General features: G+C 73.6%; 24 protein-coding genes. 16 read left to right on the plus strand and 8 right to left on the minus strand.

Annotation, left to right across the window (positions count from 1 at the left end):
* The coding region (locus tag BI06_RS13170; protein ID WP_043468201.1) for an SDR family NAD(P)-dependent oxidoreductase at positions 1-688 on the minus strand (688 nt) is incomplete at its 3' end.
* Between the two features lie 194 nt (positions 689-882).
* Between BI06_RS13170 and BI06_RS13175 the strand changes: the two genes are divergently transcribed.
* The 3 genes from BI06_RS13175 to BI06_RS13185 all read left to right on the plus strand — a co-directional run bounded on the left by BI06_RS13175 (position 883) and on the right by BI06_RS13185 (position 2,771).
* Positions 883-1,572, plus strand: a complete 690-nt coding sequence (locus tag BI06_RS13175; RefSeq protein WP_082558551.1) for a methyltransferase — start codon at positions 883-885, stop codon at positions 1,570-1,572.
* Between the two features lie 81 nt (positions 1,573-1,653).
* Positions 1,654-2,091, plus strand: a complete 438-nt coding sequence (locus BI06_RS13180) for a GNAT family N-acetyltransferase (RefSeq protein ID WP_030395657.1) — start codon at positions 1,654-1,656, stop codon at positions 2,089-2,091.
* Between the two features lie 104 nt (positions 2,092-2,195).
* On the plus strand, positions 2,196-2,771 hold the full coding sequence (locus BI06_RS13185; RefSeq protein WP_043468204.1) for a hypothetical protein: 576 nt from the start codon (positions 2,196-2,198) through the stop codon (positions 2,769-2,771).
* Here the strand turns inward: BI06_RS13185 and BI06_RS55490 are convergent.
* Positions 2,765-2,908, minus strand: coding sequence for a hypothetical protein (locus BI06_RS55490; RefSeq protein ID WP_199523318.1), 144 nt, complete (start codon positions 2,906-2,908; stop codon positions 2,765-2,767). The genes BI06_RS13185 and BI06_RS55490 overlap by 7 nt on opposite strands.
* Before the next feature lie 236 nt (positions 2,909-3,144).
* Between BI06_RS55490 and BI06_RS13190 the strand changes: the two genes are divergently transcribed.
* Complete coding sequence (locus BI06_RS13190; protein ID WP_043468206.1) at positions 3,145-3,459, plus strand: hypothetical protein; 315 nt, start codon at positions 3,145-3,147, stop codon at positions 3,457-3,459.
* On the opposite strand, the gene BI06_RS13195 is transcribed toward BI06_RS13190, so the two are convergent.
* Positions 3,360-3,734 (minus strand): helix-turn-helix domain-containing protein, encoded by a 375-nt coding sequence (locus BI06_RS13195; RefSeq protein ID WP_043468208.1) that lies wholly within the window; start codon positions 3,732-3,734, stop codon positions 3,360-3,362. The genes BI06_RS13190 and BI06_RS13195 overlap by 100 nt on opposite strands.
* Before the next feature lie 94 nt (positions 3,735-3,828).
* Between BI06_RS13195 and BI06_RS13200 the strand changes: the two genes are divergently transcribed.
* The 4 genes from BI06_RS13200 to BI06_RS53475 all read left to right on the plus strand — a co-directional run bounded on the left by BI06_RS13200 (position 3,829) and on the right by BI06_RS53475 (position 6,901).
* Positions 3,829-4,668, plus strand: a complete 840-nt coding sequence (locus tag BI06_RS13200; RefSeq protein WP_043468210.1) for an SDR family oxidoreductase — start codon at positions 3,829-3,831, stop codon at positions 4,666-4,668.
* A 57-nt stretch (positions 4,669-4,725) separates the two neighbouring features.
* Positions 4,726-5,265: a YrhB domain-containing protein gene (locus BI06_RS13205; protein ID WP_043468213.1), complete on the plus strand. Its 540-nt coding sequence runs from the start codon at positions 4,726-4,728 to the stop codon at positions 5,263-5,265.
* A 55-nt stretch (positions 5,266-5,320) separates the two neighbouring features.
* A complete protein-coding gene (locus tag BI06_RS13210; RefSeq protein WP_043468216.1) occupies positions 5,321-6,106 on the plus strand; it encodes an alpha/beta fold hydrolase in 786 nt (261 codons plus the stop codon).
* 648 nt (positions 6,107-6,754) lie between these two features.
* Positions 6,755-6,901 (plus strand): hypothetical protein, encoded by a 147-nt coding sequence (locus BI06_RS53475; RefSeq protein WP_233290136.1) that lies wholly within the window; start codon positions 6,755-6,757, stop codon positions 6,899-6,901.
* Positions 6,902-6,934: 33 nt separating this feature from the next.
* Here the strand turns inward: BI06_RS53475 and BI06_RS13220 are convergent, their stop codons facing one another.
* Entirely contained in the window at positions 6,935-7,318 is a 384-nt protein-coding gene (locus tag BI06_RS13220) for a helix-turn-helix domain-containing protein (protein WP_043468219.1), read from the minus strand.
* 87 nt (positions 7,319-7,405) lie between these two features.
* Here BI06_RS13220 and BI06_RS13225 point away from each other — a divergent pair, with 87 nt between their 5' ends.
* Complete coding sequence (locus BI06_RS13225; protein ID WP_043469432.1) at positions 7,406-8,098, plus strand: NADPH-dependent F420 reductase; 693 nt, start codon at positions 7,406-7,408, stop codon at positions 8,096-8,098.
* On the opposite strand, the gene BI06_RS13230 is transcribed toward BI06_RS13225, so the two are convergent.
* The gene (locus BI06_RS13230; RefSeq protein WP_043468222.1) at positions 8,073-8,882 is read right to left on the minus strand and encodes a thioesterase family protein; all 810 of its coding nucleotides are present in this window, start codon (positions 8,880-8,882) and stop codon (positions 8,073-8,075) included. The two genes, BI06_RS13225 and BI06_RS13230, sit on opposite strands and share 26 nt — an antisense overlap.
* A gap of 198 nt (positions 8,883-9,080) precedes the next feature.
* Here BI06_RS13230 and BI06_RS13235 point away from each other — a divergent pair, with 198 nt between their 5' ends.
* Both BI06_RS13235 and BI06_RS13240 read left to right on the plus strand, forming a co-directional pair.
* Complete coding sequence (locus BI06_RS13235) at positions 9,081-9,749, plus strand: hypothetical protein (RefSeq protein ID WP_043468224.1); 669 nt, start codon at positions 9,081-9,083, stop codon at positions 9,747-9,749.
* A gap of 64 nt (positions 9,750-9,813) precedes the next feature.
* A complete protein-coding gene (locus BI06_RS13240) occupies positions 9,814-10,164 on the plus strand; it encodes a hypothetical protein (RefSeq protein WP_043468226.1) in 351 nt (116 codons plus the stop codon).
* A 49-nt stretch (positions 10,165-10,213) separates the two neighbouring features.
* Here the strand turns inward: BI06_RS13240 and BI06_RS13245 are convergent, their stop codons facing one another.
* Positions 10,214-10,867 (minus strand): DUF4386 domain-containing protein, encoded by a 654-nt coding sequence (locus BI06_RS13245; protein ID WP_107113355.1) that lies wholly within the window; start codon positions 10,865-10,867, stop codon positions 10,214-10,216.
* A 136-nt stretch (positions 10,868-11,003) separates the two neighbouring features.
* Between BI06_RS13245 and BI06_RS13250 the strand changes: the two genes are divergently transcribed.
* From BI06_RS13250 to BI06_RS13265, 4 genes are all read left to right on the plus strand, one after another.
* Positions 11,004-11,723 (plus strand): TetR/AcrR family transcriptional regulator, encoded by a 720-nt coding sequence (locus tag BI06_RS13250; RefSeq protein WP_043468229.1) that lies wholly within the window; start codon positions 11,004-11,006, stop codon positions 11,721-11,723.
* Between the two features lie 154 nt (positions 11,724-11,877).
* Positions 11,878-12,918, plus strand: a complete 1,041-nt coding sequence (locus tag BI06_RS13255) for a hypothetical protein (protein WP_158516427.1) — start codon at positions 11,878-11,880, stop codon at positions 12,916-12,918.
* On the plus strand, positions 12,915-13,109 hold the full coding sequence (locus BI06_RS13260; protein ID WP_043468234.1) for a hypothetical protein: 195 nt from the start codon (positions 12,915-12,917) through the stop codon (positions 13,107-13,109). Before BI06_RS13255 ends, BI06_RS13260 begins: the two co-directional genes overlap by 4 nt.
* Positions 13,110-13,188: 79 nt before the next feature.
* Positions 13,189-14,127, plus strand: a complete 939-nt coding sequence (locus tag BI06_RS13265; RefSeq protein WP_043468237.1) for an aldo/keto reductase — start codon at positions 13,189-13,191, stop codon at positions 14,125-14,127.
* Positions 14,128-14,176: 49 nt separating this feature from the next.
* Here the strand turns inward: BI06_RS13265 and BI06_RS13270 are convergent, their stop codons facing one another.
* Both BI06_RS13270 and BI06_RS13275 read right to left on the minus strand, forming a co-directional pair.
* On the minus strand, positions 14,177-14,830 hold the full coding sequence (locus BI06_RS13270; protein WP_082558457.1) for a hypothetical protein: 654 nt from the start codon (positions 14,828-14,830) through the stop codon (positions 14,177-14,179).
* Positions 14,805-15,914 carry an endonuclease/exonuclease/phosphatase family protein gene (locus tag BI06_RS13275; RefSeq protein WP_051740963.1) on the minus strand — a complete coding sequence of 370 codons (1,110 nt, stop codon included), beginning with the start codon at positions 15,912-15,914 and terminating at the stop codon, positions 14,805-14,807. Before BI06_RS13275 ends, BI06_RS13270 begins: the two co-directional genes overlap by 26 nt.
* Before the next feature lie 167 nt (positions 15,915-16,081).
* On the opposite strand from BI06_RS13275, the gene BI06_RS13280 reads away from it, so the two are divergent.
* Positions 16,082-17,105 (plus strand): glycosyltransferase family 2 protein (locus BI06_RS13280; RefSeq protein WP_063794962.1); only part of this gene is annotated, 1,024 nt, incomplete at its 3' end.

Below are 17,105 nucleotides of genomic sequence, written 5' to 3' on the forward strand. Positions count from 1 at the left end.
CCACGTCGGCCGGCTGCCCGAGCCGCCGCAGCGGGGTCAGCCCGGCCACCGTCTCCAGCGCGTGCGGGGGATTGACGGACCGCAGCATCTCGGTCTCGGTCGGCCCGGGGGAGACGGTGTTGGCGGTGATCCCGCGCGGCCCCAGCTCCACCGCGGCGGCCTCGGTCAGCTGCTCCAGCGCCCCCTTGCCGGCCAGGTAGGCGGCCAGCCCCGGCATCGGGCGGCGGGTGTTGAGGGAGGAGATGTTGACGATCCGGCCGCCGTCGCGCATCCGCCGCGCCGCGTACCGGAGGGTGAGGAACACCGCGCGGGCGTTGACGGCCATGGTGGCGTCGAAGTCCGCCGGGTCGGTGTCGGCGAGCGGGGCCCGGGTGACGGCGCGGGCCGCGTTGTTGACGAGGATGTCCAGGCCGCCGAGCTCCTCCTCGGCGGCCGCCATCAGCTGCTCCGGACCCTCCGGCGTGCCGAGGTCGGCGCGGACCGCGTACACCCGCCCGGCCCCGGTCGCCCCGGCGGCGGCGCTCGCGGCCACGGCGCGGACCACCTCGGCCGCCGCCGCGTCGTCGTGCGCGTAGCCGAACACCACGTCCGCGCCGTCCGCGGCGAGCCGCTCCACCACGGCCCGCCCGATCCCGCGCGAGCCGCCCGTGACGACCGCCGCGCGGCCCGCCAGCACCTTGTCCGACACCGTGACCCCCGCTCCCGGCCGGCCGCACACCGGCTCCGGGGAGAACCTACCCGCCCGGCGCGCCGTCCCGGGGGCGGGATTCGGCCGACTCGGGCCGGGGTCAACGCGACTGCGGGACCGGCCGGTTCGCGCTCGGGTCCCGGTCCGCCCGCGACGGTAAGGAGCACCTGCTCAGGGCCCGTATGCTGCTCGGCATGCTGAGCGACACACACCCGGCGGGTCCGGGGGCGGCCATGCGGTCGGACGAGGACTTCGTACGCGCGCAGACCGGCATCGCCCCGGTGCCGTTCGTGCCGGAGGTGCGCCTGCACATGGCTGAGGACGCCATCGCCCTGTGGGAGACCACCGAGTCGGCGCGCGGCGAGCGCGGCCTGCCGCCGCCGTTCTGGGCCTTCGCCTGGGCGGGCGGCGTCGGGGTGGCCCGGTACGTGCTGGACCACCCGGAGCTGGTGGCCGGGCGGTCGGTGCTGGACCTCGCGGCCGGCTCCGGCCTGGTCGGCATCGCGGCGGCGCTGCGCGGCGCCCGGTCGGTGCGGGCGGCCGAGATCGACGCCTACGCGGTCGCGGCGATCGGCGTCAACGCGGCGGCGAACGGCGTCCGGGTGGACGCGGCGGTCGAGGACCTGCTGGACGGCGACGGCGGGCCGGCCGAGGTGGTGCTGGCCGGGGACGTCTTCTACGAGCGGGCGATGGCGGCCCGGTTCCTGCCGTTCCTGCTCCGTGCCCGGGCCCGCGGCGCGGTGGTGATCGTCGGCGACCCCGGCCGCGCCTACCTGCCGCGTGAACGCTTCGCCGCGCTGGCGGCGTACGAGGTCCCGGTGGTGGCGGACCTGGAGGACACGGCGTTGAAGACCACGACGGTGTGGGAGCTGGCGGGCGACTGACCCGTCCGTCCCGTTCGGTTGTTCCGTCCGGCGGTCGGAATTCGCGGTGGGACGGCGGCCGGTCCTGGTAGACAGTCGCCCATGATCGACTTCATTCTGCGCACCGCCGGCCCCGAGGAGGCCCCGGCCGTGCTCGCGCTGTGGGCCCGCGCCGCCAAGGGCACCAGCATCACCGACGACGCCGACGGGGTGGCGGCGCTGCTCGCCCGCGACCCGGACTGCCTGCTGGTGGCCGTCCGGGCGGACGAGCCGGCCGTACTGCTCGGCACCGTCATCGCCGGCTGGGACGGCTGGCGCTGCCACCTCTACCGCCTCGCCGTCGACCCGGAGCACCGGCGGCGCGGCATCGGCGCGGCCCTGCTGGCGGCCGCCGAGGAGCGCTTCGCGGCCCTGGGCGGCCGACGGGCGGACGCCATGGTGCTGGACGGCAACACCCTCGGCCACCGCACCTGGCAGGGCGCCGGGTACGGGCCGCAGCCGCAGTGGACGCGCTGGGTCAAGCCGCTGGCGGACGACTGACCCGTCCGGGTGGGTGCGGGGCGGACCGAGGTGGTGTCGGCGGCCGGGGGAGGGCGCGGACGGGAGGCTGGTCGCTCCGATCGGGTCGGCAGTCGGGAGGGCGAGTGGGCGTTCGCGGTGGTTCCGGGCAGGCCGGGGGCGCGGACGCCGGGGTTCTCGGCACGGCGCTCGGCGTGGTTCTGGCCTTCTCGCTCGCGGAGGGCTCGTGGCAGTGGTTCTCCACCTATCTGGGGCTGACGCTGCTCGTGGTGGTGCTGGCCTTCGGCCGGGTGCCGGTCCGCACACCGGGTACCCCGGTCGCCGGTTTCGGATGGAACCTGACGGCGTACTCGCTGGTCGTGGGTCTGTGCGTGGCGCTGGCTCTGGCTCCGGCCCTGCAGCGCTGGGACTGGCTGTTCCCGATGCCGGGCACCCGGGACGGCTGCGTGCAGGCGGGCCGGTACGAGAGCCTGCACACGCAGGCGGCCCTGGGCGACCTCGCCGGTCTGGACCCCGGGGCGCTGGCGTACGAGCAGGAGCAGCAGGCCCGGGCCGTCGTCGACGACTGCCTGTCGGCGACGACGACCCGGTGGCTGCCGGCGTACGCGCTGGGCACGGCGGTACTGGTGGCCGGCGGCGCGTGGGTGTGGGGGCGGGGCCGGCCGCGGCCGGAGCGGCCCCGCCCGGCGGGGGGTCAGTAGCCCGGACGCCCGGAGCCGATGCCGAGTCCGGGGCCGCCGGTGGCGGGCACCATCTCGTCCGGCTCGGCCGGAGGCAGCAGCCGGCCACGCTTCAGGGCGGAGTAGAAGCGGGTCGGATCGGCGGTCGTGGAGATCATCTCCCCGGCCGCTCCGCTCCAGGACTCCGGGGTCAGTACCGCTCGCCCCCCCGCCGCCCGGACCAACGTCCCGGCCGCCGCGCACGGTTCCGGCCCGAACGGGGTGGGCGGGCCGCGCGGCCGCCGGATGGGCGTGGACGACTGGCGTGGCCCTCGGGCGCATGGTGCGCTGACAGCGTATGCACACGAACCAATCCGGTTCCTCCACGCCCTCCCCGGAAGCGAGCCCCTTCGCCATGACCGTTTCGACCGGCCCGACCGGCCCCACCGGCCCCGCCGAACTGCTCGCGCGGATCCCCGACTTCGAGCAGGCCCTCGCCTACTACCGCCGCCACCTGGCCCCGGACACGGTCATCGACCTGTCCGTCGCGGAGAACGTCCTCGTCTACGAGGACTCGATGCAGAAGATGGTGTTCGACCACACCGCGCTGCTGCCGGAGACCTACATCCACTACATGTCCGCGTACGCCCGGTCGAGCCGGCGGGTGATCCGGCCGAGGAGGTCCTGCAGGGGCTCGCCGACGTCCCGGCCGAACTCGGTGAGCCCGTAGGTGACCTGGGGCGGTGTCGTCGGCTCGACCACCCGCCACACCAGGCCGTCCTGGACCAGCGCCCGCAGGGTCTGGGCGAGCATCTTCTCGCTGATGCCCCGGATGCTGTCGCGCAGTTCGAAGAACCGCAGGTCGTTGCTCTGCAGGGCGATCAGCACCCAGACGCCCCACCGGCTGGTCACATGGTCGACCGTGTCGCGCGCCGCGCAGTCGGTGTGAAACACCTCATACCGCTTGCCGGCCGCACCGCGTTCCAGCTGGACACCTTCCGTCATGTGCAGAGCTTACCCCGGGGTATGTCCTTACGAACGGTAAGCCAGCAGCTCTAGCGTCAGCAGTCCCAACGGGGCAACGAGCGAGGAGCTGACCATGATCGTGGTGACCGGGGCGACCGGAAACATCGGCAGGCCGCTGACGCGGGCGCTGGCGGACGCGGGCGAGCGGGTGACGGCGGTGTCGCGGCGCCCGGGGCCGGTGCCCGACGGCGTCCGCCGACTGACGGCCGACCTGGCCGAACCGGCCTCCCTGGATGGGGTGCTGGCGGAGGCGAAGGCCTTGTTCCTGCTGCTCTCGGGCGATCTGCACGGCCCGGGCGGCGCTCCGGCCGAGCTCGTCCGCCGGGCGGCGTCGGCCGGGGTCCGGCGGATCGTCCTGCTCTCCACCCAGGGCGTCGTGACCAGGCCGTTCGGCCCGACCAGGATCGCGATGCGCGCGCTGGAGGACCTGGTCCGGGCGTCCGTCCCGGAGTGGGCGATCGTGCGGCCGGGCGGCTTCGCCTCCAACACGCTGTGGTGGGCCGAGTCCATCCGGACGGGGCGGCTGGTCGCGGCCCCGTTCGGTGACGTCGCGACACCGGTCGTCGACCCGGCGGACATCGCCGAGGTCGCGGCAGCCTGCCTGCTGGAGGACCGGCACCTCGGCGGCGCGTACGAGCTGACCGGCCCGGAGGTGATCAGCCCGCGCGGGCAGACGGTGGCACTCTCCGCCGCGCTCGGGGTGCCGCTGCGCTTCCACGAGCTGACCCGCGAGGAAGCCGGGGCCGCGATGGCCCGGAGCATGCCGGTGGAGCTCGCCGACGACACCCTCGACATCCTCGGCGCCCCGAGCACGGCCGAACTGGGGATCGGCCCGGGCGTCCGGGAGGTACTGGGCCGCGACCCGAGGACCTTCGCCGACTGGGCCGCGCGCCATGTCGACGCCTTCCGCTGAGCGGCGCACGCCGGGCCGTCGGCGAAAGCCGCTTGACCCGTCCGGGACGATAGGAGCGTGATCAGCAGGGAACGCGCGATCGAACTCGTCGAGTCCTACCTGGCCGCGAGGAGTTGGCCCTGGGACGGCCCGGTGCCCGAGGTGGCCGTCTATGCGGTGGAGGAGCACAGCGTCGGCTGGCTGGCCTTCTGGGACACCGCGGCCTTCGCCCGGACCGGGGACGCGCGGTTGAGCCTCGGGGGCGGCGGCAGCCATGTGCTGGTCGACCGGGAGGACGGGAGCCTGCACTTCGTCCCCAATGCCCGGGACGGCGACGAGGGCTGGGAGGAGCACTACCTCCTCCAGGCCAAGGGTGTCCGCCGCCCCGACCCGCTGGCTGCCGAGGTCCGGGCCCTCGCCCGCTCCGCCGGGGCCGTCGCCGCGATGAGCCACCTGCGCAAGCAGGCCCCCGGGCTGAGCCCCCAGCAGGCGAGGGCCTACCTCACCGCCGTGCGGGAGGGCGCCGAACCGCCGGAGGAACTGGCGAGCCTCACCCGCAAGGAGCCGAGATGGCCGCTGTGGCCGGTCGAGACGCTCGCCGGGCCGGTCGAGCAGTAGTCGCCGGCACCGAATTGGCTGGCCACGGACAGGTCCGAGCTGCGACGATGCGCGGATGATCACTCTCCCCGACGAGCTCGGCCACCTCTCCTACGTCGTCTCCGGCGACGGACCCCCCGTCGTCCTGGTGCACGCCGGCGTCGCCGACCACCGGATGTGGGACGACCTCGTGCCCGCGCTCGCCGAGCACCACACCGTCGTCCGCTACGACCTGCGGGGCTTCGGCGAGTCCGCGCCCCCGACCGGCCCGTTCAGCGAGACCGACGACCTGCTCCGCCTCCTGGACCACCTCGGCCACGACCGCGTCCGCCTCGTCGGCGCCTCCTGGGGCGGCCGGGTCGCCGTGGAGTTCACCCTCACCCACCCGGACCGCGTCCACTCCCTCGCCCTGCTCGCGGCACCCTGGCCGCGCTACGACTGGTCCGCCGACATGGTCGCCTACGACGAGGCCGAGACCGCCGCCCTGGACGCCGGCGACCTCGACGCCGCGGTCCGGGTCAACCTCGACATGTGGCTGCGCGGCCCGTCCCGCAGCTGGGCCGAGGTGCCCGACGGACTGGCCGACCGCCTCCGCGCCCCGATGCGAACCTCCCTGGTGAACCAGCCCACCGTGGGCGAGCACTCCCAGGGCCCCTCCGCCCGCGCCGTCTCCGCCATCGCCACCCCCACCCTGGTCGGCGTCGGCAGGCTGGACGTCCCGGACTTCCAGGCCATCGCCCGCCGCTACGCCACCGAGATCCCGAACGCCACCCTGGTCGAGTTCCCGGACGCGGCTCATCTCATCGCCCTGGACGCGCCCACCGAACTCGCCGCTGCCCTGCTGCCCTTCCTGGCCGACTGAGCGGACAGCACCGGCCCGCTCAGGACGTCGGCCGCACCGACTTCCCACTCCACCGCCACCGGCTGCCGCCGAGTACGGCGGCGGTTGCCCGTACGTGCCTGCTGAGGGCCTGGCGGCGAGTGGTTCTGCGAGGCGGTCACGGTGCCCGCCGCCGACCGGCCGTTGACGGAACGGGCCGAAGCACGGGACTCGTACGACGGGCCGGGTGAGCTCAGTCCTGGAGGTCGACCTCGGCCTGGTTCTTTCCCCCGGCGGAGCCGGCGAGGAGACTCGCCGGCTCCGGAAAGCGCCTTTGGACCTGCGGTTCTGGTCTCGGTTCTGCTCTCGTTCACGCCGTCCGGCACCGGTTCGATGCCCGGTCAGTAGATCGTTGCACCACAGGTCAGAACGCCCAGGGGTGCCCCACCACTGGCACCTTGGTCCCTGTCCCATGGAAGCTCATGTCCAGCAGGGCTGGAGCGAGGGGTACGGGGCCGACTGTGAGTCTGGAGCCAGGTCATCGAGGCTGAAGATCGAGTGGCTGGAGCGGCAGGTCAAGGACCTCTACAGCGGCTCGACGAGGCCACTCGCATCTATGGACTCGGCGGTGATCAGATCGTAGATGTCGGTGGATATGCATACCGGTGGCGAGGTGGGGACCACCTCGAAGTGGGCGACCGGGTGCTGCTCCCGGAGAACTACGTGAGCCGCATGAAGAACGGCCCAGGTCCGGTGATCGGTGTGGTCACTGCGCTGGGCACGACGTATCGGGGCACCATCTCCTTCATCGTCGGGCGGGCGCCGGCGGAGGTGTAGAACACACCACTAGTTCTGAGGCGGCCGCATGGGTCACGCCGTCCCGGCCCCCGCGTCGTCCTCTGCCGGGGCCTCGCTGCGGTCCTGGGCGGCCATGACCTCGTCGCCGTGTTCGAAGGCCCAGGCGCCGACGGCCTCGATCGGGACGAGGAAGCTGCGGCCCAGGGCGGTGAGGCGGTACTCGACGCGGGGTGGGGGGCCGGGGAGGGGGTGCCGGTCGACGAGGCCGTTGAACTGGAGGCGGCGCAGGGTCTCGGTGAGCACCTTGGAGCTGATTCCGCCGATCTGTTCCCGCAGTTCGACGGGGCGGCGGGGGCCGTCGCGCAGGGCCCGGAGGACCACGGCGTTCCAGGTGTTGGAGAGCAGGTCGAAGGCGAGGCGGGCGCGGCAGTCGGCGAGGCGGGCATCGATGGGCACGTACCGAATGGTGCCCGACGGGTTCTCTAGCGTCATGGGGGACGGGGAGTCGGACCGGGAGAGCCCCGCGACACGGAGGGCGGCGTGATGAGGATCGGCGTGCTGGGCACGGGAAATATGGCGGACGCGCTCGCGACCCACTGGGCGCGGGCCGGGCACGAGGTGACGGTCGGCGGGCGGGACGCGGCCGCCGCGGAGCGTCTCGCCCGGCGGATCGGGGGCGGGGCGCGGGCCGCCGGGCTGCGGGGGGCGGCGGCCGCCGGCGAGGTGGTGTTGGCCGCGCTGCCCTACGGGGCGGGGGCGGAGGTGGTGCGGGAGTTGCGCGCGGAGTTGGACGGCACTGTGCTGGTCGACTGCTCCAACCCCGTCGGCCCCGGCTTCCGGCTGCTGACGGACGGCGGGCCTTCGGCGGCGCGGCAGTTGGCCGGGGCGGCGCCGGGGGCCGCGGTGGTCAAGGCGTTCAACCTCTGCCACGAGGACGTGTGGCGGATGCGGCCGCCCGTCTTCGACGGCAGGCCGTTGGCGGTGCCGCTGTGCGGGGACGACGCGGCGGCCCTCGCCCGGGTGTCCGAGCTGGTGCGGGACGCGGGCTGCCGGCCGGTGGCGGCCGGCGGTCTCGACCGGGCGGGCCTGCTGGAGGCGACCGCGGCGCTGTTCATCGGCCTGTGGGTCGGCGAGGGCGCGGACGCGCAGGCGATCGCGCCGCCGCTGTCCCACGCGTCCGGCGAGCCGGCGGCCAGTGGGGTCCGGAGTACTACCGGGGCTGCGGGCGGACGGTGAGGATCTGCTCGGCCTGACCGACCGGGCCGTCGACATCGTGCAGCACGCTGCTGGTGAGGCCCTGGCCGGTCGGGCCGAAGCTGGCCGTGGTGTCCAGGCCGGTCCAGGGGCCGCGCGGCTGCCGGAACAGGTGCACGGTCAGGTCGACGTTGGGGAACATCCACTCGGCCGGGTCCTGCTGCACGGCGATGCCGTTCGCCGTGTCCACCAGCGCGACGAAGGAGGCGAGGGCGCTGCTCGGCTCGCCCGCGACCAGGTCCACCCGGGAGGAGATCCAGGCCGCCGTGCGGCCGCGGCGGGTCGGCGGCACCCGGCGGAGGTCGACCGAGGCGACGTAACCGCCGTCCCACTCCCGGTCCATCGCCCACGGCGCGAGTTCCCCGGGCGCGGGCAGCGGTGCGATCGGGCTGTCGGCCACGGCCGAGGTGTCCAGGGTGGCCAGCAGCCAGGCCCGGGCCCTGACCACGGCCCGCCCGCCGATCACCACGGTCGCTTCCAGGAGCTCGATGGTCCGGCCGGGACGGACGGACTCCACGGTGATCTCGCACTCGTCGAGCGCGATGCGGCCGAGGATGTCGTAGCCGATCCGCCCGAGCGTCAGCCCGCCGTCGCCCCCGGGACGCTCGGCGAGGTGCCGGTCGATCGCGTGCACCACCAGCCCGGCCATCGGGCTGAAGTGCTGCTCGTCGGCGCTCCACGCCCCACCGGCGTGCGCGGTGGGCTTGAACGCCCGGGCGCCGGTTCGCTGGTAGTAGCTCTCACGCGCGAGGTCGCTGCTGCTCAAGGGGATCCGCTCCTCGGCCGGGACAGGTGCATCGGTCACGAATCGTAGGCTCCCTCGGCGGCCCGGGTCGCCGTGATCTCCCGCACACGCTCGGGGCGCGGCGGGATCACGCGGCGGGGTCACGGAGCGGGATCACGCGGCGGGGTCACGGAGCGGGGTCGCGCGGCGCTGTCAGTGGTGCGCTGTTGACTGGGCGCCATGACCGTGCGCGACCTTCTGCCCCTGCTGCCCGATCCGGCCGAGCTCCGTGCCCGCTGCCGCGGGATGGCCCTGCTCGACAGCATCCTCGACCCGTACGCGCCCACGCACGCGTTCGTCCGCGACTGGCGCGAGGGCGTGGACCTGGCCACCATGGACAACGGTTCCGGCGACCAGTACGCGATCGTGTTCGATCCGGCCGGGGTGTTCCTGTACGGCTTCGACCACGAGAGCGATGCCAGCCCGTGGCGGGACGAGGACCGCGAGCACTGGCCCGGCCTGCTGGACGGTCTGCCCGCCCCGCTTTCCCACTACGCACAGGAGCCGGAGTTCCAGTTCGAGGGGTTCTTCGACGCGACGGTCTGCGTCTGGCGCGAGCGCGGCGCCGCCGAGTGGCGGTGCGGGCCGGTGGAGTTCGGGCCCGAGGAGAGGGACGGCGCCGAGGAACTGTTCGGCCTGCTCGTCGACGCGGGCCCGGAGGCGTACGCGCGCTTCGCCGAGGACTACTTCGAGCGCCCGGTGGACCGCGGGGCGGTGGCGGCGGTGCTGGCGGGTGGCCCGCTGACCCGGGGGACGGTCGAGGCGCTGTCCGTCGGTGCGGACTTCGAGGCCGTGGCCGCGCGGGCCCGGGCGATGGGCTTCGGGGAGCCGGCCGGGGCGGGGTCCTGAGGGATCCGGCCGGTGGTGGAAAAGCTGTCGAGGGGTAGGAGGGGCGGGTCGTAGGCTGGGGCGCATGGCCTACAGCAAGACCTCCTTCGTCTGCCTGCCCTGCCGGGCCTCGTACAAGCAGGCGTACGGCTGGTGGACGGACGAGCGGCGCTGTCCGCGCTGTGCCGGTGCGCTGATCCATGCGGGCTCCGCCTTCGCGGCGCCGCCCCGTCGGGACACCGCGGCCTGGCGCACCCTCACGCTGCTGCTGAACGCGGGCATCGGCTTCCACAAGAGCTGCTGCGGCGGTCCGGGCTACCGGCCCCGCACCCGGCACGAGGTGCGCGAGCGCACGCTCTACGCCCGCCGCTCCGGTGAGCCGCTGGCGCAGGCGCTGCTGCACCGGGACGTCCCGTGGGAGCGGACGGCCCGGTGAGCGGCGCGGGAAGTCGGGTGGGCCGACTTCCCGCGCGGGGGTGGCGGGTTCAGCTCGCCAGGACCACCGGGCGGTGGGCCGCCGGGGTGAAGCCCTTCACGATGAGGCGGACGGCCAGGGTGACCTCCCAGGCGAAGACCGGGAGGGCGGCCAGCGAGCCGATCGTCGACACCTGCGGGTAGAGGCCGAACAGCACGGCCACCGCCGAGGCCAGGATCAGCGGGCCGCCGATCAGGCCGAGCAGGGCGACGGGGCGGGGCACCAGCCGTGAGCGGTGCATCAGGAACGCCAGGGCGAGCGAGTTGGCGCCCAGGACGACATTGGGGCCGAGCAGGAACGTCCAGTCGTGGACGGCGACCAGGGCGCGGGCGGCGGTGGCCGCCCCGGCGCCGGCGTCCTGCCGCAGGGTGACGACGGCGAGCACGCTGACGATGCCGACCGCGATCACCGCGGCCTCCAGCAGCCGCCCGCAGACGTAGCCGAGCGCCAGCGCCTCCTGCTGCCGCCGCAGCACCGGGTAGAGCGCCACCCCGGTGCCGATCACCGCCAGCACCAGCACCACCTCGCACAGCGCCCCCGCCGCGACCCGGCCGTCCGCACCTGATCCGCCCACGTACGCGGCGCCGTCCAGCGCGGGCCGGTACAGCAACATCCCGGCGATCGCCGCCACTTCGGTCACGAGGAACAGTACGCCCGTGACCACCGCCGTCTTCCTGTCCCCGGTCGCCTTCACCAGAACCAGCCCCTCTCCGTCGACCCAGGTGTACGGCGTACACCTGGGGATCACCGTAGGCGTACGCCGTACACTCGTCAAGCCGACGACGAGAGAGGAACCGGAGATGAGCGAGAGCGAAGGGGTGCGCCGCACCCCGCTGAACCGCGAACGCGTACTGGCCGCCGCCGTGGCCTTCGCCGACCGCGAGGCCGGCGGCACCGACGCCCTGAGCATGCGCAAACTCGCCCAGGAGCTGGGCGTGGTGCCGATGGCGCTCTACAAGCACGTCGCCAACAAGGAGGAACTGCTCGCCGGCATGGTCGACACCGTCGTCGGCGGGATCGACCCGCCCGCCGCCGGCGCCGACTGGAAGGGCGCCGTGCGCGAACGCATCCTGTCCGCCCGCCGGGCGCTGCGCCGCCACCCGTGGGCGCCGCGCGTCATCGAGGCGCTGCCCGCGCCGACACCCGCGGTGCTCGGCCACCTGGACGCGGTGATCGGCCTGCTGCGGGCCGGCGGCCTCTCCGCCGACCTCGCCCACCACGCCATGCACGCCCTCGGCGGCCGCCTCCTGGGCTTCACCCAGGAACTCTTCGACGCCTCCCCGGAAGCGGCCCCCGATCCTGGCGTCGCGGCCCGACTCGCCGCCCGCTACCCGCACATCGCCGAGGTCGCCGCCACGGCCGCCCATGCGGAGCGCGCGGCGGAGGACGGCACGGCGGTCGGCGGCGGCTGCGACGACCAGTTCGAGTTCGAATTCGCCCTGGACGTCCTGCTCGACGGCATCGAGCGCCTGCACCTGGCCGGTTGGACCTCGACGGGGGCCCGTCGTGCCGTACAGTGATGCCACGGCCGTGGCGACGGCCGCGGCTGTGCGTTGTGGCCCGTGCCCATGACGCCTGTGACGGCCGGAAGTTGAGTCATCGCGATCACCCTCGGTCCACCGTGCCCATGAGCATGTGCCGAGGCACGGGCGGCGCATGCCAGAGGGAAGCACGATGTCACGACGGACTTACGGCGCCGGTATGCCGCCGCACCTTCAACTCGCGGCAGTTCGTTGCACGCTCGAGGTGGTCGACCAACTCCAGGGCATCCTGAAGTACTCCGTGCTCGGCCATCACGACTGGGTGCGGATGTGCATGTACCGCACAGGTGATGCGATGGACACGATCGGCCATCTCGTGGGTGTGATTGCGGCGCATCTGGAGCGCGAGGGTGAAGGTTCGCGGAGTATCCGCAACCTGCTTCGCAGCGATACCGAGCAACTTCGGACGATCGAGCCGCAGTCTCTCCGGGAGGGGTTCACGAAGTACGACCTGGACCGGATGCCGGACCCGGTCCGTGACCAAGTACGTACCTCCCTTGCATGTGTAGCAGTCCGGTTGCCGGTGATGTTGGGGCACGCCGCACGGTTCGGAAGCGAGCGATGGCCGAGCAGATGTCTGCGACTGATGGCCGATGCCATGGACGAACTGGCAGGACTCGCGAACCTGCTCGCGGCTGTTCGGGCGGATGGGCTCGGCGAGCAGCTGCTGATGCGATATCAGCAGCTCTACCAGCAGAGGCCTCGGGCGGGTATGCCGTACGAGGCCGACCGTGACTACTTGAAGGGATTGCTCGGCCTGCCTGGAGAGGTCGACGGCGCAACCTGGAGCTATGTCGGGAGGTCCGCTGCGGGTCGCATGCGAGAACCCCTGAGGGCCGACCCGTACGAGGCCAAGGTCATGGCCATGCTGGCGGTGTTGGACGGTGAGCTCGAAGGGCAGAGGTGGGCGGATCCCACCCGCAGGCTGCGGGTCCCGGTCCAGAACGCTGCGGTGGGGTGCCTCAATGGACTTGAGCTGGCACTGTTGGAGGACGGCGAGGATCCCCTCTACTGGCTGGCCGAGCATGACGATATCTATGCCGAGGGCGCGGCCCGGGCGATGGCGTCACGACTGGCGAGAATCTATCCCGACGGGTCGAAGGGCGGCGGTACGGCCATCCTGGATGTACTGCACGCTGCATTCGGCAGCGCCCCCGTCGGGAGCAAGCGGTGACAGCCGTCGGCGTAAGGCTGCTGTGCCTGCTGGTCGCCGTCCTGCTCTCCACCGTCGCCGCCCTGCTGGTGTTCATCCTCCGGTCCCGGCTCGGGGTGCGGGTCTCCGAGGCGGTGCTGTGGGCCGGGTCGGCGTTCGGGGGGAGCATGGTGGTGGTGCTCGGGGCGCTGGTGTTCGTGTTCGGGGGGTGAGCGGGTCGGCGGAAGCTGTTGCGGGTGATCGCGATTGCGTCTTGAATGGTCCAGACCACTACGGGGAGGACCCACACTCATGACCATTCCTCAGCGAACCGTCGTCCTGGGCACTTTGGGCTTCGGCACGATCGTCGACGAGGAGACCTCGTTCCGGATCCTGGACCGCTTCGTCGAGGGCGGCGGTACCGTCCTCGACACCGCGAACAACTACGCGTTCTGGCTCGACGGCGCCACCGGTGACGAGAGCGAGGCCGTGATCGGCCGCTGGCTGGCCAGCCGCAAGGTCCGCGACGAGATCGTCATCAGCACCAAGGTCGGCGCCCGGCCCACCGTGCCGGGGGCCGGGCTGGAGGCGGCCGAGGGGCTGTCGGAGAAGGCGATCCGGGCCGGCATCGAAGGCAGTCTGCGGCGGCTCGGCACGGACCGGGTCGAGGTGTACTGGACGCACATCGAGGACCGTTCGGTGCCGCTCGCCGAGACCGTGGAGGCCCTCGCCGGGCTGGTGACCTCCGGCAAGGCGGGTGCGGTCGGCGCCAGCAACCACGCCGTGTGGCGGGTCGAGCGGGCCCGCGCGCTTGCCGGGGACGGACCGCGCTACTCGCACCTGCAGTACCGCTACTCGTACCTCCAGCCGCGCTTCGACGTGCCGCTGCTGTCCTCCGCCCATGTGCACGTGACGTCCGAACTCCTGGACTACGTCAGCTCCGAGGGGGATCTGCGGCTCTGGGTCTACAGCCCGATCCTCTCCGGCGGGCTCACCCGCGACGACGTCGAGATCGGCGCCGCCTACGACCACCCGGGCACGCCGAGGCGCCTCGCCGCCCTGCGCGCGGTGGCGGAGGAGACCGGTACGACCGTCAACCAGGTGGCGCTCAGCTGGCTGCTCGACCACGAGGCGGGGATCCTGCCGCTGGTCGGCGTGAGCCGGACCGCGCAGCTGGACGAGGCGCTCGGCGCCCTCGACCTGACGCTGACGGCGGAGCAGCGGAAGCGGCTGGACGAGGCCGCGCTGTAAGGAGTATCCCCGGGGGCCCGGCCGGGCCCCCGGGGGACACGGCGCCTGCTCAGGCCGTCGGGTAGCCGATCTCCGCGATGTCCTCGGCCAGGTCGTCCAGGTCGACGTCCGGGTCGACGGCCGCCACGACGGCAGCCGTGAGCGGGCGCAGCGCGAGCACGTGCGCGACCGCCGCCGGATCGGGCGCGTGCTCGGGCTCGTAGTACTCCTCGGCCCACTCCAGGTACGCGCGCGCCGGGTCGGCGGCGGCCGGCAGGGCGAACAGTTCCACCCCGCCCGTCGGCGCGGCCGAGGGTGCCTGCCACCCGTCCTCGCCCCCGGCGCCGTGCCAGAAGCAGACGGTGGCGAGCGGTACGCCGTCCTCCTCGCCGAAGGCCGGTTCCACGGTCTGGGCGCGGAAGGCGTCGGGCACCTCGGGGAGCAGCCGCGGCGCGGCGTTGGGCGCGGTGTGGTCGAAGCCGCGCGCGTACACGCCGGCGTCGGAGAAGACCATGAACCAGTCGTCGCCCTCCCCGTCGCGCATCGACGCCATCTGCTGGCCGTCGCCCCAGGCGGAGTCGAAGGAGTAGTACCGGCCGCCCCAGTCGGGGCTGAGGATCGCCTCGAGCATGGCGAGCCCCCGGCACCGGTCGCGCAGAGCGGCCGGGTCGGGCAGTCGGGCGAGGAGTCCTCGCAGCTCAGGGGTGTTGTGGGTGTCGTGCACACCAGGATTCAAGCACGTGCCACCGACAGCGGTCCTGGCTGCGGTGCGGCAGCGAGACCCGCAGCGCCTGGCCCCGGTGGTCGGACAGTCCCCGGTCGTCGACGAAGGCGTAGTGGTCCACCGCTGCCCCGTCGTTGGTGAACGCCCAGTCGAGGCGCCACCAGTCGGTGCCGAGGATGCCGCCCCAGCTGCCGGGGTAGAGGTCGCCGCTCGCCGCGCGGGCGTCGTGCAGGCGGGCGCGGAGCGGGTCGAGGTCGCCCATCGCCGGGCTGGTGTTGAAGTCCCCGGCGACCAGCAGGGGGCGGGAGTTGGCGGCGGTGTCGCGCTCCAGCGCCGCGAACTGCTCGCGGCGGGCCGCGTCGGCCTCGCGCACCACCCGGTAGAAGGCGCTGCCGAACAGCGACTCCCGGGTGTCCACCTGGACCGGGATGTGCACGTTGTAGAAGGAGACGGTGCGGCCCCGGACGTCGAGGTCGGTGCGCAGCACCTTGCGCCGGGTGAAGACGTCCGACCAGGGCGCGTCCGCCGCCACCGCCGGGCCGACGGTCGGCGTGGCGAGCACCGGGAACCGGGACAGCGTGACCAGCTCGCCGACCGCCACCACCTGGTAGCCGGGGAACTCCCTCCGGATCCGGTCGAGTCGGTCGATCGGGGTGTGCGTCCCGCGTACCCACGCCAGGTACTCCTGGAGCAGGTAGACATCGGCGTCCTGGGCGTGCAGGAAGCGGTAGAAGGCGTCCGGGTCGTCGGTGGTGTCCCAGTACTCGGTGTTCCAGGAGAAGACGCTGATCCCCTGACCGGTCGGGGCGGCGGCCGAACCCGGCTTCAGGGCCGACCAGTTGAGGCCGGTCCGGGGCAGTGCGGCGACCAGCAGCAGGACCGCTGTCGGCACCAGCCACCGCCGCAGGCCCGAGCCGGCGGCCGGGAGCGTCCACGCCAGCGCGAGCAGCGTCACCGGCACGGCGAGGAACAGCAGCGGCGGCGCCAGCGCGGGTATCAGCCAGAACCACCACCGCCCGTTCGCCAGGAGGTCCAGCGCCAGGCACGCCGCCCACAGCGCGGTGGCGGCCACCAGCAGGCGCACCCCCGTGGAATGCCGGGAACGGGGGGAAACGGGGGAAACGGAATCCGGATCCATGCGGCGGAGCGTAGCAGGACGGGCCGCCCGCCCGAATTCCGGTGCCCAGCACCCGGACACCCCCGATACGGGGACGATATCCGCCCGATACGCGGTCCGCCTGAACTGGGCCCATGACCTTTTCCGTGACGGTCGTCGTCCCGGCCCACAACGCGGCCAGAACCCTTTCGGCCTGCCTGGACTCGGTGTACGCGCAGACCCACCGGCCGCACCAGGTGATCGTGGTCGACGACGGATCCACCGATGCCACCGCCCGGATCGCCCAGGCCTACGCGGCCCATGCGGCCGACGGCGGCCCGCCGGAGGGCCCCGACGGCGGCCCCGCCGAGGGCTCCGCCGGGGGCCCGCCGTGCGAGCTGATCCGGCAGTGGCCGAATCGCGGGGTTTCCGCCGCGCGGAATGCCGGAATTGCGGCGGCGACCGGCGAGGTGATCTTCTTCCTGGATTCCGACGAGGCCCTGACACCCGATTCGGTGGCGAATGCGCTGGAAATCCTGGAAAAGGATCCGGAATGCGGCTGCGTACACGGGGTGATCGCCCCGGAACCACTCTTCGACGACGGACCGGTGGAACGCTACCGGGTGCTGCACGCGCACTGGTGGCGGGTACGCGGCGCGGGTGAGGTGGAGACGGCGTTCTTCGCCCAGGCGGCGGTGCGGCGCGAGGTGTTCGAGCGGATCGGCGGCTTCGACGAGAGCCTGCGCGACTCCGAGGACCTCGAACTCAGCGACCGGCTCGCCCCGCACTACCGGATCGTGCTCACGGACCGGGTGGTCGCCCACCACGACGAGGTCGACCGGCTCGGCCCGCTGCTCGCCGAGACCTACCGGCGCGCGCTGCTGCTGGTGCCCGCGCTCGCCTCGTCGCGGCGCGGCGGGCGGCGCAACCTCACCGCCAACAGCCCGGCCTCGGTCGCGACGGCCGCGTTCACCCTGGCCGCGCTGCCGCTGGCCGGCCGGTGGCCGGTGCTGCCGGCCGCCGGACTGGCCGCCTTCTGCGCCGCCAACGCGGGGCTGCTGCGGTTCGCCGCCCGGCGGCACGGGGCGGTGTTCGCGCCGTACGCGGCGGGCGTGCACTTCCTGGTCGTCGGCTCGCTGCTGACCGGCGCGGGCGTCGGCGCCCTGCGGATGCTGCGGC

The organism is Kitasatospora sp. MBT66 (assembly GCF_000710405.2).
GTDB lineage: Bacteria > Actinomycetota > Actinomycetes > Streptomycetales > Streptomycetaceae > Kitasatospora > Kitasatospora purpeofusca.